This is a genomic window from Streptomyces sp. NPDC048612, assembly GCF_043199295.1.
Lineage (GTDB): Bacteria > Actinomycetota > Actinomycetes > Streptomycetales > Streptomycetaceae > Streptomyces.
Genome location: NZ_JBICVV010000008.1, coordinates 221,783 through 238,753 on the forward strand (window position 1 = coordinate 221,783; position 16,971 = coordinate 238,753).

Consider the following 16,971-nt stretch of genomic DNA (forward strand, 5'->3'; position numbering starts at 1 on the left):
TCAGCCTCCTTGCCGCGCCCGCGCGCGGTCCGCATACGTGTTGAGCAGTGCGGCGGCCGTCGCGGCGTCATCGACCGTCACCGCGAACTCCCGGCCGCTGGTGAGCCGCACCACGAGGCCCTCACCCGAGCGCAGGACGAGGCCGCTGGCACCGGCCCGGACGCGGTAGCCCCAGCCGCCGAAGTCGGCGAAGCAGGCGATGCGGCGGCTCCCGGCCTCGACGACGCGGTCCAGGGGGATGCGGCGCAGCCGGAGGCGACCGGGCAGCAGCGTCGGTGAGAGGACCAGCCCGCGGCGGTCCACGGTCACCCGCACGGAGGCCGGCGGCAGTACCAGGGCGCCGCCGACCAGTAGTCCGGCGGCGGAGAGCCAGTCGGCGAGGGCGCCCACGACGAGCCCGGCGCCGAGCAGCAGGACACCCAGCGCGATCAGCGGGGTTGAGCTGATGGTGCGTGACCAGCCGGCGGCCGTACCGGCGGGGAGGTCGAGCCGGGGCGTCGCGCCGGACGCCCGCCGTGGCTGCGGAGGCACCGCCCCGGCCAGCAGCCTCCCGAGCGCGCCGCCGGCGAGCAGCGCCACACCGGTGCCCAACACCGCCGGTTGCTCCGTCACCCGGGCGGCCGAGGCGTCGCCGACACCGGCGTTGGCGAGCAGCATCCCGCAGAGGGCGTAGCCGAGCGCGGCGGCGGAGGCATAGCAACCGGCGATCAGCCACGGCACGTCGGGAGCGGACACCCGCAGGTGCACGAGCGCGCCGAGGACGCAGCCGAGGACGAGGGGCACGGCGAGGCCGACGGCCAGAAAGCCCTGGGCCGAGGAGAAGCCGTCGGCCGCTCCGTCGCGGAAGTGGGTGGCCAGCGGATCGGGCAGCCGGTCGGCCACTCCCCCATAGACACCCGCGAACACCACGACCACGACAAGGAAGGGAGCAGCCCCCATCCAGACCCGCACCGAGCCGCCCCAGGCCGCGGCGGAACGTATGACACTCTTCATAACCACCCCCCAATTGTTCGCATAGTAGTAGAACAACTCGGCGTGCCGCTATGGGGAATCCATCTCATATCTGAGATACGGTCACCCCATGGCAGACGACTACCTCGTACGCATCGGCAGGCTCATCCGTGACGCCCGGCAGCACCGTGGCTGGACACAGACGCAGCTTGCGGAGGCTCTGGGCACCAGCCAGAGTGCCGTCAACCGCATCGAACGCGGGAATCAGAACATCAGTCTTGAGATGATCGCCCGCATCGGCGAGGCACTCGACAGCGAAATCGTCTCGCTCGGCTACGCCGGGCCGATGCATCTGCGGGTGGTCGGCGGACGCCGGCTCTCCGGCAGCATCGACGTGAAGACGAGCAAGAACGCCTGCGTCGCGCTGCTGTGCGCCACGCTGCTGAACGCCGGCCGCACAACTCTGCGCCGGGTGGCCCGTATTGAGGAGGTCTACCGCATCCTCGAAGTACTGGGCAGCATCGGCGTACGGACCCGGTGGATCAACGACGGCAACGATCTGGAGATCGTCCCGCCCGCGGAACTCGACCTCGACTCGATGGACACCGAGGCGGCACGCCGCACCCGCAGCGTCATCATGTTCCTCGGCCCGCTGCTGCACCGGATGGACCACTTCAAGCTGCCGTACGCGGGCGGTTGCGACCTCGGCACCCGCACCGTCACCCCGCACATGACGGCGCTGCGCCACTTCGGCCTGGAGATCACCGCGACCGACGGCACCTACATCGCCGAGGTGGACCGCAGCGTCGCCCCCAAGCGCGCCATCGTGCTGACCGAACGCGGCGACACCGTCACCGAGAACGCCCTGCTCGCCGCCGCCCGGCACGACGGCGTCACGGTCATCCGCAACGCCTCCTCCAACTACATGGTCCAGGACCTCTGCTTCTTCCTGGAGGAGCTGGGCGTCCGGGTCGACGGCATCGGCACCACCACGCTCACCGTCCACGGCGCCGCACACATCGAACGCGATGTGGACTTCGCACCGTCCGAGGACCCGGTCGAGGCAATGAGCCTGCTGGCGGCGGCCGTTGTCACCGAGTCGGAGCTGACGATCCGCCGGGTCCCGGTCGAGTTCCTGGAGATCGAACTCGCCGTCCTGGAGGAGATGGGCCTGGACCACGAGCGCAGCACCGAGTACGCCGCCGACAACGGCCGCACCCGCCTCATCGACCTGACGGTCCGCCCCTCCAAGCTCCAGGCCCCACTGGACAAGATCCACCCGATGCCCTTCCCGGGCCTCAACATCGACAACGTCCCCTTCTTCGCCGCCATCGCGGCCAGCGCCCAGGGCCAGACCCTCATCCACGACTGGGTCTACGACAACCGCGCGATCTACCTGACCGACCTCAACCGCCTCGGCGCCCAGGTCAAACTCCTCGACCCGCACCGCGTCCTGATCGACGGCACAACCCGCTGGCGCTCAGCGGAAATGATGTGCCCCCCGGCCCTCCGCCCCGCCGTAGTCGTCCTCCTGGCCATGATGGCCGCCGAGGGCACCTCCGTCCTCCGCAACGTCTACGTCATCAACCGCGGCTACGAGGACCTGGCGGAACGCCTCAACTCGATCGGGGCGCAGATCGAGATCTTCCGGGATATCTGAGAACTCTCCGAAAAAATGCCGCCGCCCCCTGTCTGACCTGCACGAATGTGGGCCAGGACGGGGTGCGGCAGCATCTGTGGGATTTCTCTGGGACTTTACTACTGGGGGCTTCCACCGCGATCGTGGACACGGTTGTCATGCAGCGATGGGCAGCGTAGTTGATCTCTACTCGAAGACGGCGGGCGCGAGGTAGCCGAACGCCGAGCGCCTCCGCTTGTGGTTGTAGAAGCCGACCCAGCGGAACACCGCGAGCTGAGCGGCCCGTTCGGTGTACCAGCCGCGCCGACCGGGCAGGATCTTCCGCTTGAGAGAGGCGAAGAACGACTCGGCGGCAGCATTTTCCGCGCTCGATCCGGCAGCCCCCATAGACCGGCGGACCCCAGCGGTGCGGCAGGCCTCGGCGAACGCCTTCGAGCTGTCCTGGGCTCCGTGATCACGCCCCCGGCTGCCGCACCGGCGCCGAGGGCTGCAACGCCGGATCCCGGGTGTCACCGAGGTCGAGGTCATTGCCGATGATGACCTTGCCGAACAGCCACATCAACCGCACCGCGCGCGCCACCCCCAGGGCTGCTGCGCCCTCGGCCAGCCAGTGCACTCCGACCTCATCGTGCTCCGTGTTGTCGAGGACTACAGCGAGCAGGCACAGCCCGGAGACCACCAGTGTCGCGCTGAGAATGCTCATCCAATTCCGCCGGAATTCCGGCCCCTTCTGAGGGTGCGTGCGCAACGCCCGCATGCGGGGACCTGTGGCCGCGGCGTACAGGGTCACGGCCGCAGTGATGAAGCTGCCGATGATCGCGACGACGGTCGCCGTCGTCGTATAGACCGCGATCCTCTGCTCTCTGTCGGGCCATCCCAGCACATCGCCCGCGCCCGTGATCCGTACCGTCGCCATGTGCAGACCGACCACTGCACCTGCGATCACCAGGTCCACCACTGGTCGACCCACCCAGCCCCGCCACAGCCAATTCAGCACGTCGCCCCCAACCTCAGCCCTGAACTGCTGCTCAGGCTAGCGGCCGCTACTGACATGCTTCCTGTAGCGCCTGCTCATGCGTATGGGCTGCCGCAAAGATCTCGTCGACGGCGTACCGCAGATCGACCGACCGTCCGTCGGTGAAAGCAAGCGGGACATCGCACTGGGCCGTGATGCGGTGGGCGAGGAAGTCGAGCGGCTCGTACTCAAGGGACTGACGGTGCGGATCCCGGACTGCAACCCTGCCGGTCACGGAACGGATCACTCCGGACTCGTCCACCCACTCGTCCAGATCCGGCATGAACTGGAGTACGTCAGTGCGCAGTTCGGTCGCGGCCCGATTCCTGCGCATCGCGGAGAGCCTGCTGCCACGCTGGGGAACCTTCAGCGAGAGCGTGATGGAGGTGTCAGGATGCCGTTGCCCAAAGCTCCGCAGTGAATCAGCGAGGCCGCCGTGGGCGCTCAAGGCACTGACGGTGTCCGCCGGAGCCCCCTCCAACTGCACGGTGAACTCGGTGACCGCCTCGATGCGGTTGAGCTTCTCTCGAGCGCGCGCGTGGATGACCGGCTTGAGCACCACCTCACCCCAGGGCAGGCCAACGCCGTTCAGCCACTTGGTGATGGCACTCACCCGCGGCGCCGAGAAGCCGCCGGGCAGGACCCCAATGATGTTGGCGTACGGAAGGAAGCAGATCGTCGTCACATGGACGACATCCTTCCCTGCCGCGACCTGAAGTGCCTCGATCGTTCCGTTGCTCCGGTCAAGCTGGTGCGGCACCTCACCGGTGATCTTGGCAAGTTGCAAATGATCCACAGGGAGAGCTGGATCGATCACCCCGACCAGCTGATCGTCCGCGCTGCGGACCACGCACTCGTACGACTCTGAGGCCGCGACCCGGTCGAGGAAGCTCCGCCAGTCCTGGTGCTCCATGCGCGGCTGACCGCGCTTGGCCTCCACGACCTCGAAGAAGAAAACCGTTCGCTTGCGTACTGTCCGGGCCATGCCCGCCCCCCGCTCTCAGGCTCCCGCGTTCTTACATGATCGTAAGTGGGCACGCCGTGGCATGCGGTACAGCATTCACTGAATGGCTTGATAGCGACAACCGCAATCCCTACTTCCCGCACCCGTCGCCGGATTTCTCCCAGCCTCCTGCAACACCACCTCCCACCTGGCAAGATGATCAGATCAGCGGTCTGACGATTTCAAAATGCCGTGATTCGCCCCATACCGTTGCCGCCAACCACGCCGGCAACCAGGCGAGTCCGGTGGCGGAAAGGTGTGGTGAACGGCGGTGGCGGCAGCAGGAGGTCAGGCGACCCCCAAGCCCGGCCAGCACCAGCCGAAGCGCTGGTACCAGACACGGCCGTCCCCCTTTCCCTGGGAGCAGACGGCTCTCGACTACATCAAGCAGCGGATGCCGGTGACGGCTCCGCACTATGCCTGGGCAACGTTCTCCTTCACCGCCATGAGCGGCCGCATCAACGAGTGCGACCTGTTCATCGCCACACCCCGTGGCCTCTACCTGGTCGAGTTGAAGGGGCATCCCGGCCGCATCATCAACAGCGGGGACACCTGGAGCTTCCACGCCCCCGACCGCCGGGTCCGTACGATCCGCAACCCCCTGCACCTCACCGATCTCAAGTCCAAAGAGTTGAAGGCCCGCCTCCAGGAGGCGGCCCGCGAGCTCTACCCGAGCATGCGCGTTCCCCGGATCGACCCGCTCGTGTTCCTGTCCGACCCGCTGCTCCAGAGCGAGTTGGACACCGTGCAGCGCACTCATGTGTACGGGCGTGACGGCGCCCAGAGCGGCCTCCCGGGCATCTGGGACGACTTCCTCAACCTCCCGCCGGAGCGAGAGAGCTGGCGGATCAAGGAAGACGTCTTCGCACGGCATCTGCCAGAGCTGATGAAGAAGATCGGTGTGCGGGCATCCACCGCCCACCTCGACTTCGGCGACGGCTGGAGGCTCTCCTCCCGCCCCCTGGACGCGGGGCCCACTTGGGAAGATCGGCTCGCCGAGCGCAAGGAGATGATCCACGAGGAGGGCCGGGTCCGGGTCTATCTCGTGGAGCAGCAGGCGAGCGAGGAGAAACGGCGCTCCGCCACCCGCGCCGCCGAGCGCGAGTACCAGGTGCTCCAGGGCATCGCCCACCGCGGCATCTCCCAGGCCGTCGCCTTCCGCCAGCACCAGGGCGGCCCCGCGATCCTCTTCCGCCACCGGGAGAGCGATCTACGGTTGGACAACTACCTTGCTGTCCACGGCCCGAAGCTGTCCGAAGCCGTACGCCGCGACATGGTGCGCCAGCTCGCCGAGGCCGTCCGCTACGCCCACCGCCGCTCGCTCTACCACCGTGCACTCGCGGCCCGTTCGGTGTATGTCAGCGCCCGCGACAACGGCAACGACGACCCCGTCCTGCGGATCATCGACTGGCAGGCATCGGCCCGCGATTTCGACACCACCTCACTGCGCTCACTCGGCGAGAGCTCCTTCACCGGAGAGCACATCGAGGACGCCGCCCAGTGCTACCTCGCGCCCGAGACCGACGCCGACTATCCGGACCCGGTGGACCTCGATGTCTTCGGTCTCGGAGCCGTGGCGCACCACATCCTGACCGGGATGCCGCCTGCCGACACCCGTACCGCCCTGAAGGCGCGACTCGCGGCCGACGGCGGACTGCACCTGTACGCGGTCAGCGACGCCATGGATGCCGGTCTCGACGAGCTGGTGTACGCCGCGACCCGCGTGTCCGTCGACGATCGCCTCGACTCTGCCGACGCCTTTCTCAGGCAGCTCGACGATGCCGAGCAGGCCAGCGCCACACAGACGGTCGCCGTGGAGGCCGACCCGCTCACCGCCACCCCCGGCCAGGCTGTCGACGGGGACTGGACCGTCGAGCGAGTGCTCGGCTCAGGTGCGACAGCCCGGGCGCTGTACGTGACGCGCGTCACCGAGGACGAGCGCGGTCGCCGCGTGGTGGAGGAGCGGGTACTCAAGGTCGCATTGGACGCGGAGAAGAACGAGCGCCTGGTCTCGGAGGCGGCAGCCCTCCAGCAAATCAGCAGCGGCCGTATCGTCAAGCTGCACGAAGGCCCGCGCACGATCGGCGGCCGGACCGTCCTCGCCTTGGAGTACGCCGGTCCTGAGACCCTCGGCCAACGGCTGGCCGGCTACGGGCAGCTGGGCTACGAGGAATTGGCGTCCTTCGGCGAGGACCTGTTCACCGCCCTCGACGACCTTGCGGCCAGGGGCCTGCGCCACCGCGACCTCAAGCCCGACAACCTCGGGATCAAGGTCCGGGACGACGGTGAGCAGCAGTTGATGCTCTTCGACTTCTCCCTGGCCAATGTCTCCGACCGTGACATCAAGGCCGGCACGCGCGGCTATCTCGATCCCTTCCTCGGAGATGCCCGGCGCCCCATCTACGACGACTACGCGGAGCGGTACGCCGCCGCGGTCGTTCTGCATGAGATGGCCGCCGCCGAGCGCCCCATGTGGGGCAACGGCACGGACGACCCACAGACGGCCCTCAAGGACGACCTCCCCGTCCTCGCCACGGACGCCTTCGTGGCCATCCTGGGGCCAGGACTCGAGAAGTTCTTCGAGCGGGCGCTGCACCGTGAAGCGAGCCGCCGGTTCGAGTCACTGCGGCAGATGCGGGACGCTTGGCGATCCATCTTCGTGGAGGCCGACCGCACCCAGCCGCCGCCCGCATCGGACCCGGTCTCGCTGCTGGGCGGCGCGGGCCGGCAGGAAGGCCTCTCCGACGACGACATCCGGGACCTGTACGCGGAGAAGGCGAAGCTCGGCACGACACTGAGGGACGCGGGGCTGACCGAGCGGGCGGCTGCGGTGGCCGAGGAACTCGGCGCGGTGACGGTCGGCGAGCTGCTGGACGTCCCCTCACCTCGCTTCCGCGGCAAGCGCGGTATCGGCGCGGTGGTCAAGAAGGAGCTCAACCGGCGGCACCGTCAGTGGTCGGCTGCGCTGCGTCCCAAGAAGCCCCAAGCCGCCGCTGTTCCAGTCCGGCCCGTGGTGCCTATAGCGGCGGACGACAAGCTTGGTGCCGAGCACGAAGCCAGGCAGGACGTGGAGCACTTGGCCGCGCTCCTCAACCCGATGCCGCCGGGCCGCAAAGACAACAAGCGGCCGCACGTCGTCGCGGCGTGGCTCGGGCTCGGGCTCGACGGCAAGGCTGAGTTGGGTTCCTGGCTCACCAACCGCCAGGTCGCGGAGACAGTGAAGGTCTCCGAGTTCACCGTCTCGAAGCACCTCAGCGCGGCGATCACGGAGTGGGCCGACGTGGGTTGGATGAACGTCCTGCGCGGTGAATTGGTAGACGCCGTCCGGGACGCCGGCCGCGTGATGACCGCCAGGGAACTGTCCCGGGTGCTGGCCGCGAGCCACGGTTCTCAGAGCGAGTCCACGGACGGCACGGAGGCCGCCGCGCTCGCGGTCGTACGAGCCGCGGTCGCCGCCGAGACACTCCTCACCGGACGCGACGAGGACCATGAACCGCGGCTCGCACAGATGCGGCGGCGGGGCAGGCTGATCGTGGCCCTGGAATCGCTGGACGGCTCCGATGACCCGACGTCCGACGAACTCGCCGCCTACGCAATAGAGCTGGGCGAAGCGGCGGAGAAGATCGCCACTGCCGATCCCCTGCCGGACCGGTCAGGTGCGCTCCGCGACCTACGGGCGGTGCGCACACCTGAAGGCATGGACCCGCTGCCGGACGCCCGGCTGGTCACGCTGGCCGCGGCCACTTCATTGGGTGCAGCCGCCTCTCCCCGGCTTGAGCTGTACCCACGCACGCTGGAGCTCTGGCGTGCCCTGCAGATCTCTCAAGCCGCGGCCGGTGTGCGACGCGAGGTAGGCATCAGCCTGGAGGGGCTGCTCTCTCGCCTGCGCTCACGCTTCCCCGAGATGGCGATGGGCAGGCCCACGTACGTCGAGGTCGAGGACGCGCTGAAGAAGGCCGGGTTCCCGCTGACCTACGAGACGGCGGAGGCGCGCTTCAAGCCCCCGGTGCCGGTGTCAGCGGTGGGCGCCAGCAGCTGGCCCACCTCGACGGGCACGGTGACAAGGGCTTCTCGCGCACTGGTGGCTGGCGCCGCCGGGGGGCGCGAGCCGTCGCCGCTGCTCGCCGCGAAGCTCAACTCCGCGATACGGGAGGGCGGCTTCCTCGCACTGAACGTACACGTCAAGCGGCTGCGGGGCGAGGCCGGCTCAGTTGCGGAAGCGGTCACGGAGGCGTTCCCGGTGGTTCCGGTGAACTTGGCGAGGGTCTTCCTGGAGGAGTTCCGGGCGCTGGCGGCCGAACACGGCGCGGACTGGTCGAAGGTGCTGGGTGCGGACACCCGGCACACAAGGAACCGTGAACTTCCGGGCGGGCTGCGGTCGTTCGTGGTCCGGGTATGGCCGAGGGTCGCAGCGCGGCTGGAAGGGGCAGCCTCTCGCGAGCCCAAGACGGTGTTGTTCCTTCACACCACGGGCCTGCTCTCCCACTACTACGAAGCGGGCGGGCACGAACTGCTGGTGGAGCTGCAACGCGAGGCCCGTAAGCCTGGAGGGCGACCGCACGGGCTGTGGCTGCTCACGCCGTCGCACAACCCCCAGGGGGGACCGCAGTTGGACGGACGCACAGTGGAGGTAACCGGTGGCGACGCGGAACGCGTGGTACTGACCGAGGACTTCCTCAAGGACTTAGCTGCACATCGAGAGGGATTGGCACTGTGAGCGCGCGCAATGGTGGTCAGGACGGTCTGCTGAAGGACCTCCGCAAGCAGGTCACGCTCCTGGAGGACGACCTGCGGGCGCGGAGCGAGTCGGTGGAGGAGTACCGGGACCGGCTCACGGCCGAGTACACGCGGGCGTATACGGCGGACCGTACGGCGGCGACGTACGAGTCGTGGCGCGATGAGCGGGTTACGCAGGTCGCGGCGGCGTGGGTGCTCGGTTGCGTCTTCGTGCGGTTCTGCGAGGACAACGGGCTGATCGAGCGTGCGTGGCTGGCGGGTGTCGGGGAGCGTCTGAAGGACGCGGAGGATCACGACGCGGCGTTCTTCGCGGCGAACCCGGAGAAGAATGACCGCGACTGGATCGTTGCGGCGTTCGACCACTTGGCCGGGACCAACCCGACGGTGGCAGGTCTCTTTGACCGCAGGCACAACCCCCTGTGGGAGATCGCCCCTTCGTACGAGGCGGCGACGGCCCTTCTGAAGTTCTGGCGACGGGTCGACTCCGACGGTGAGCTCGTCCACTCATTCGTGGACAGCGACTTGGACACGCGCTTCCTGGGCGACCTGTACCAGGACCTCAGCGAGCACGCTCGGAAGACGTACGCGCTGCTCCAGACCCCGGTGTTCGTGGAGGAGTTCATCCTCGACCTGACACTGGAGCCGGCGGTTGAGGAGTTTGGACTGGAGCCGGTCGTCAAAATTCGCGACGGGCACGGTGTCGATCGGGAACTTCCCGTGGGTTTAAGGACAATTGACCCGGCGTGCGGCTCGGGACACTTTCTGCTGGGGCTCTTCGAGCGGCTGTTGGCGAAGTGGCGGGATGAGGACAAGAGTGCGGATGACTGGACGCTGATCCGCCGGGCTCTGAATGCGGTGCACGGGTGCGACAAGAACCCCTTTGCCGTGTCGATCGCCCGGTTCCGGCTGTTGATCGCTGCGCTGAAGGCGGCGGGTGCGGGGCGCCTCGATACAGCGCCAGGATTCCCGATCAATGTGGCGGTGGGCGATTCCTTGATCCACGGTCGCGGTGCGCCGAAGCGAGAATCGGAGACCATGTTCTCGCTGTCGGAGGAAGGCCTCGAGAGCTTCTTCTACCGGCCCGAGGACATCGACGAGTACGCAGAGCGTTGCGACCTGATGACGCGCGACACGTACCACGTGGTCGTAGGTAACCCGCCGTACATCACGGTCAAGGACAAGCAGGAGAACCTCAACTACCGGGTATACGAGTCTTGCTCGGGAAAGTACGCACTATCGGTACCGTTCACTGAGCGGCTTTTCCAGCTGGCGGTGCGGACGGCTGGGTCTGTGCGGGATGCGGGGTATGTGGGACAGATCACGGCGAACTCCTTCATGAAACGAGAGTTCGGCAAGAAACTGATCGAAGATTTTTTTCGACTCAGAGTCCACCTGACTCACATCATCGACACTTCGGGGGCGTATATCCCAGGGCATGGGACGCCTACAGTGATTCTGGTCGGGCGGAATCACGTATCACGGCAGGACGAACCCATCCGGACCGTGCTGGGTGTGCGAGGTGAGCCGTCACAGCCGAAGATTGCAGCATGCGGCGTTGTTTGGACTGCGATCACCGAACAAATCCACCGACCTGGCAGTGAATCCGAGTGGATTAGTTCACTCGACCTCAGTAGGACAGAAATTTCCACATACCCATGGAGCCTCAAAGGAGGGGGCGCCAGTCGCCTCACGGAACTTATCGCAGACGCCCAGGTCGTGACTCTCGGAGCCTCCACTGGCACCCAAGCAGGTTTTGCTGGATTCTCTGGAGCGGATGACGCTTTCTATCTTTCACCAGATTGGCATAAGCGTTTTTCATCACCGTCGCACATGACCCGCAAGGTTTCAGTTGGCGAGGAACTACGAGATTGGAACATTACTCCACACAACCTCGCCATCGCACCATATGAAACAAATGGGCAGGTCATGAGAGTCGACTATCACGAACCATGGGCAAGGCACTTGTGGAACATCAAGCAGACCCTTGGAAATCTAGCCGACTTTTCCGGAAAGACGAGGCTCGAGACCGGCATCCCATGGTGGTCCTGGTATCGATGGACACCCTCACGCGCAGACGCCAAACGCACTATTGTCCTTTCGAAGGTTGCCACGCATAATCACGCTGCACTCAACAAGAAGGGGATCATCACCACTCAACACATGCCAGCTGTCGCACTGGGAAAGAGTGTGACAGACGACGAGGCACTAGCTTTTACGGCAACACTCAACTCTTCGACAGCATGCTTCTGGCTGAAACAAATTTGCTTCGATCGCGGAAATGGAGGGATCGGCGGCGGCATTGCTAGCGAAGACTGGGAAAAGTTCTACGAGTTCACTGGTATCAAGCTCCAGGAGTTCCCACTCCCCGCGCTGCTACCCCTCCCCCTCGGCCGCTCCCTCGACGCGCTCGCCCAAGAACTCGCCGCCCACGAGCCCTCCAACATCTGCTCGCCCGACGAGGCAGCCAGCAAGGCTCGCCTCGACACCGCCTACGACGCCTGGACCCGTACCCGCCAGCGCATGATCGCGCTACAGGAGGAGTTGGACTGGGAGGTCTACCACTCCTACGGGCTGCTCACCGACGCCGAAAAGGCCCGCCTCACCGCCCCCTCCCCCACACCCAGCACAATTCCCCAAGTGAGGCTCGGGGAACGAGCGTTCGAGATTGTTCTCGCGCGCAAGCAGGCCGCCGGGGAGATCGAGACCGCCTGGTTCGATCGGCATGGTTCCACCCCCGTCACCGAGATCCCCGCCCACTGGCCCGACTGGTACCAGGACATCGTCCAGGCCCGCATCGACACCATCACCTCCCGCCGCGACATCGCCCTCATCGAGCGCCCCGAGTGCAAGCGACGCTGGGCCGCCGACCCCTGGGAAAAGCGGGAGAAGGCCGCCCTTCGTACCTGGTTACTCGACAAGTGCGAGGACAAGTCGCTCTGGTTCCACGTACTCAACGACTTCGAGCAGCCCCGCACCCTCACCGTCGGCCAGCTCGCCGACGAGCTCGAGAACCAACCGGACGCCAAGGCGATCCTCAATGTCGCGTCCCTCTACGCCGCCCACCTCGGGAAGCCCAACCTCACCCTCACCCAGGTCCTCCAGGACGTGATCGACGCCGAGCACGTCCCCTACCTCGCCGCGTACCGCTACAAGGACACCGGCCTGCGCAAGCGCGCGCAGTGGGAGGACGTCTGGGAGCAGCAGCGCGAGGAGGACCGGTCCGGCGAGCGCCTCGACATCCCCGTACCGCCGAAGTACACCTCCGCGGACTTCCTGAAGCAGTCCTACTGGTCGAACCGCGGGAAACTGGACGTGCCCAAGGAGCGGTTCGTCTCCTACCCGGACGCGAGTCCCGGCTCCGATCCGACCCTGCTCCTCGGCTGGGCCGGCTGGGACCAGCGTGATCAGGCCACCGCCCTGCTGAACATCGTCACCGAACGCCGCAAGCAGCAGGACTGGTCCGGCGAACAGCTCGTACCGCTGCTCGCCGGGATCAACGAACTGATGCCGTGGCTGCGGCAGTGGTTCGGCGAGGTGGACGACGAGTGGGGCGAGGAGTCCGCCGCCGAGGAGTTCCAGAGCTTCCTGGATGGCGAGTTGGCGCGCGAGCAGCTCATCCCGGCGGCACTCACCGAATGGCGTCCGGCGAAGAAGACCCGGGCACGCAAGGCAACAGCAACGACAAAGACGGCCAAGAAGAAGGTGGCGGAAGACGATGAGTAGCGGCAACGGCGACCTCTACCTCCGGGACGTACTCGACCTGCCCGAGTCCGTGCTCGCCGGGTCGTTCAAGGTCGAGCTGTCCGGCGGCTTCGACGCGACCGCTGACCGCGTACGTGAGTACGTGGTCACCCCACAACTGGAGCAGTCCCTTCGCAGGGCGCTCAAGATCGTTGAGGCGTCCGTACGGGCGGGGTCGTCCGACGCCGCGTATCTGCACGGATCGTTCGGCTCCGGTAAGAGCCACTTCATGACGGTGCTGCACGCGATCCTCTCCAACGACCCAGCCGCTCGCACCAAGCCGACGCTCCAGCCGATCATCGCGGACCATGACGCGTGGCTGCGGGACCGGAAGTTCCTGATGGTCCCGTTCCACCTGGTCGGTGCAACCGACCTCGATTCGGCGATCCTCGGTGGATACGTCCGCACGGTTCAGCGCTTGCACGCGGACGCACCCGTACCGCCGGTCTACCGAGCGGACGCGATGTTCGAAGACGCCCGCCGCCAGCGGGAGTTCTTCTCCGATGACACGGAATTCGTCCGCTGGCTCGGCAACCCCTCGCTGCCGAAGGAGACCAGCACCGTCCCGCAGGCGACCGCCGATGACGAGGACGATCTGGTGAACCTCGACGTCAAGGAGGCTCCTGAGGTCTGGACGCCGGCGCTCCTCGACGAGGCCTTCGCCGCCGCCCCGGGCGAGAAGATCCGCAACTGGCTGGCCTCCGCGCTGATTTCCGGACCGTACTCCTCGTACTCGCTGAGTGCGATCGGCGCGAAGAATGCCTTCCTGCCGCTCGAGAACGGCCTCGACATCATCAGCCAGCACGCCAAGTCCCTCGGCTACAACGGACTGATCCTTTTCCTCGACGAGCTGATCCTGTGGCTCCAGGCGCACCTGCGTGAGCGGACCTTCGTCAATGACGAGGTGAACAAGCTCGTCAAGCTGATCGAGTCAGGTACGGGTGGCCGCGCCCTGCCGGTCATCTCGTTCATCTCCCGCCAGCGTGACCTCTCCGAGCTGATCGGCTCGGACGCGGTCGGCGCTGACGCCAAGAACCTGGAACAGCAGGTCAAGTACCTGGCGGGCCGCATCGACCCGATCAGCCTGGAGGACCGCAACCTCCCGGAGATCATCAAGGAGCGGGTCCTCAAGCCGAAGGACGAGGCCGCCAAGGCCGCGCTCGAAGCCGCCTTCGCCCGGGTCGAGACGTCCAACCAGTCGGTGCGGGACGTGCTGCTCGACGCCAACGGCGCCACCCACGCGGACTGGGCCGACTTCAAGGCGCTGTACCCGGTCTCGCCCGTCCTCCTCAACGTCCTGGTCGCGCTCTCCGGTGCGCTCCAGCGCGAGCGCACCGGTCTCAAGCTGCTTCAGCAGATGCTCTACAAGCGGCGCGAGGACATGAAGGTCGGTGAGCTGATACCGCTGGGTGACCTGTGGGACGTGCTGGCCGAGGGAATGGGCGAGGCGTTCACCGACCGGCTGCGCAGCGAGGCCGACGCGGCAACTCGCTTCCACGGCAAGGTCAAGGACCACCTCCTCCAGAAGTATGGTTCGGCGGACGACGCCAAGTACAAGGCCGACGACCGTTTCATCAAGACGATGCTGCTCGCCTACCTCGCGCCCGAGGTGCCTGCTCTCACTCGCCTCACCGGGCCACGTCTCGCCGCTCTGAACCACGGATCGATCCGCTCCCGCACCGGGCAGGAGGACCGGATCGTGGTCAAGCGGATGCAGGAGCTCCAGGCGGAGTTTCCCGGTGAGCTGCGCAGTGACGGCAACGACGCGGACCCGGTCTTCACGCTGCATCTGTCCGATCTGGACGTGGAGCCGATACTGGACAGTGTCGGCGAGAAGGACACGCACGGCGCCCGCAAGCGGTGGGTGCAGGAATGGCTGTGGCGAGAGCTGGGCGTCGTCGACAACGGTGGCTTCGTCGCCGATCGCGAGATCGTCTGGCACGGCACGCGGCGCATGGCTGAGTTTGTCTTCGAGAACGTGAGCGACCCCCAGATCCTGCCCGACGCGCAGTTCGAGCCGTCCTCGCCGGACCGGATCCGGTTCGTCATCGACTACCCCTTCGACGAAAACGAAGACGGCCAGCCCAGCGCCGACGAGAACCGGGTCTTCCGCCTGCAGCGGGAGAAGCCTGATACGGCGACCATCGTCTGGCTGCCGTCCTTCCTCTCCGCCCAGCGAGGCACCCAGCTCGGCCGGCTCCTGAAGATCAACTACCTGCTCGACAGGGACCGGTTGAAGGACTTCGCGACCCACCTGTCATCCGACGACCAGGTCAGGGTCAGGCATCAGTTGGAGGCGCAGCGCGAGACGCTCGTCTCGCAGCTGGGCCAAGTACTGCACCAGGCGTACGGAATCGCCAAGGCCAACGAGACCGACCTCGGCGCCCAGGTGACCGAGGGCAAGCATGTCCACTCGTTGTACGCCGGGCACACTCCGCAGCTCCAGGGCGGCGGCCTCTTCGAGTACAACCTGCTGAAGCTCGCCGATGGGTTGCTGGACACGCTGTATCCCAAGCACCCGAACTTCGATCGTCAGGAGAGCCGCAAGCCGGTCACTCCCGCGAAGTTCAAGAAGGCATACGGCTGGATCGCCAGGGCCATGGATGACGGCTCACGCCGGGCCGTGGTCGACAGCAGTGACATCGCGGACGTGGCGCGGATCGTGCACGCGCTGGAACTGGGTGAGGTCCACGACGGACCGCTGAACGTCTCCACGGACTGGCGCCGCCACATCGACCAGCAGGCGGGCAAGCGCGGAGCCAAGGGCGACTTCTCGGTCGAGGACATCCGCGTCTGGATCGCCGAGCTCGGCTGGACGGGCCTCGACAAGCTGGTCTCCAACCTGGTGATCGCCACGTACGCACTGCTGTCGGACCGCTCCTGGATCTACAATGGGCAGGCGGAAGAGGCCCCCGCGCTGGACCAGATCGGCCCCGGCTGGGCACTGCGGGCTCAGGAGCGACCCACCGAGGACGAGTTCACAGCGGCCCACACCCGGGCCGCGGCGCTGTTCGGCACGAGTGTCCCGCAGATGCTGTTCGCCCGGAACGTCAACGCACTTGCCACAGACGTGCACGCGAAAGCGGCGGAGCGAGAGGCCGCTGTCAGCGGGTTGCGGCGGGCACTGTCCCAGTTCAGGACCGCACTCGGTATCAGTGGCGAGGCCCTCAGCGCACGCGAGCAGTCGGTGCGCGACGCGGCCGACCTGCTGGCTCGGATCAAGCAGAACCCGGAGCCGACTCCGCTCACCCGTGACCTTGCCGCGGCAACGTATGCGAGCGCTGATGTCGTACTGGCCAAGACCATGTCCTCGGCGCAGCGCGTGCTGGATGCTCTGGAGAGCACCGACTGGGACCTCATCGACAGTCTTCGGCAGTACACCGAGCGCGGAGACGATCTCGCTGACCGGTCCAGGCTGTTGCTCAACGAAATCGCGAAGACAGCGGCAGCCGACGAGTTCGACACCGAGCTCGCCCCGGTGCTGCGCAGTGCGCGCAGTCAGGCCGTGTCGATGATCAACGAGGCGGCGCGCCGCAGTGTCGTGGCGCCCGTCGCGCCCACGCCGCCCCCGCCCGTGGAGCCGGTGGTGGTCTCTCCCTCTGACGAGACGGACCACGAGGACGACGAGCTGGTCGAGCAGCCGAAGCCGGCGCCCAGTCCCCCGGTCGCTCCGGTTGCCCCTCGCCGTACGCGTCGGGTCTCGGCGGGGTCTCCGAGTGTGCTGGAGACCGCGCTCAGTCAGGCCCTCAACGCGATACAGAGCGAGATCCGCGACTACGCGGCCGCACACCCCGGCGCTGAGATCGAAATCCAGTGGCGGGTACCCGACGCCGACCAGGGCGATGACGTGCGGGCGCGCGGCGGCGAGGGCTGATGGGAGCCACG

At 66.9% G+C, this 16,971-nt stretch carries 8 protein-coding genes; 4 read left to right on the top strand and 4 right to left on the bottom strand.

The genetic code is table 11. The features are described 5' to 3' along the window. Window positions 1-993, bottom strand: a complete 993-nt coding sequence (locus ACGFN2_RS15375; protein ID WP_393360484.1) for a DUF1648 domain-containing protein — start codon at window positions 991-993, stop codon at window positions 1-3. An 88-nt stretch (window positions 994-1,081) separates the two neighbouring features. On the opposite strand from ACGFN2_RS15375, the gene ACGFN2_RS15380 reads away from it, so the two are divergent. After that, window positions 1,082-2,611, top strand: coding sequence for a UDP-N-acetylglucosamine 1-carboxyvinyltransferase (locus ACGFN2_RS15380; protein ID WP_208680555.1), 1,530 nt, complete (start codon window positions 1,082-1,084; stop codon window positions 2,609-2,611). 165 nt (window positions 2,612-2,776) lie between these two features. Here the strand turns inward: ACGFN2_RS15380 and ACGFN2_RS15385 are convergent, their stop codons facing one another. The 3 genes from ACGFN2_RS15385 to ACGFN2_RS15395 are packed head-to-tail and all read right to left on the bottom strand — an operon-like array spanning window position 2,777 to window position 4,590. Next, window positions 2,777-3,118, bottom strand: coding sequence for an integrase core domain-containing protein (locus ACGFN2_RS15385; protein WP_393360486.1), 342 nt, complete (start codon window positions 3,116-3,118; stop codon window positions 2,777-2,779). Continuing rightward, window positions 3,045-3,587, bottom strand: coding sequence for a hypothetical protein (locus tag ACGFN2_RS15390; RefSeq protein WP_393360488.1), 543 nt, complete (start codon window positions 3,585-3,587; stop codon window positions 3,045-3,047). Before ACGFN2_RS15390 ends, ACGFN2_RS15385 begins: the two co-directional genes overlap by 74 nt. Window positions 3,588-3,633: 46 nt before the next feature. Further along, window positions 3,634-4,590 carry a hypothetical protein gene (locus tag ACGFN2_RS15395; protein ID WP_393360490.1) on the bottom strand — a complete coding sequence of 319 codons (957 nt, stop codon included), beginning with the start codon at window positions 4,588-4,590 and terminating at the stop codon, window positions 3,634-3,636. 289 nt (window positions 4,591-4,879) lie between these two features. Between ACGFN2_RS15395 and pglW the strand changes: the two genes are divergently transcribed. The 3 genes from pglW to ACGFN2_RS15410 are packed head-to-tail and all read left to right on the top strand — an operon-like array spanning window position 4,880 to window position 16,960. Beyond that, window positions 4,880-9,325 (top strand): BREX system serine/threonine kinase PglW, encoded by a 4,446-nt coding sequence (gene pglW, locus ACGFN2_RS15400; protein ID WP_393360492.1) that lies wholly within the window; start codon window positions 4,880-4,882, stop codon window positions 9,323-9,325. Next, window positions 9,322-13,068: a BREX-2 system adenine-specific DNA-methyltransferase PglX gene (pglX, locus tag ACGFN2_RS15405; protein ID WP_393360494.1), complete on the top strand. Its 3,747-nt coding sequence runs from the start codon at window positions 9,322-9,324 to the stop codon at window positions 13,066-13,068. The genes pglW and pglX overlap by 4 nt, the downstream gene beginning before the upstream one ends. Continuing rightward, the gene (locus tag ACGFN2_RS15410; RefSeq protein WP_393360496.1) at window positions 13,061-16,960 is read left to right on the top strand and encodes a PglY protein; all 3,900 of its coding nucleotides are present in this window, start codon (window positions 13,061-13,063) and stop codon (window positions 16,958-16,960) included. The genes pglX and ACGFN2_RS15410 overlap by 8 nt, the downstream gene beginning before the upstream one ends. Window positions 16,961-16,971 lie beyond the last annotated feature (11 nt).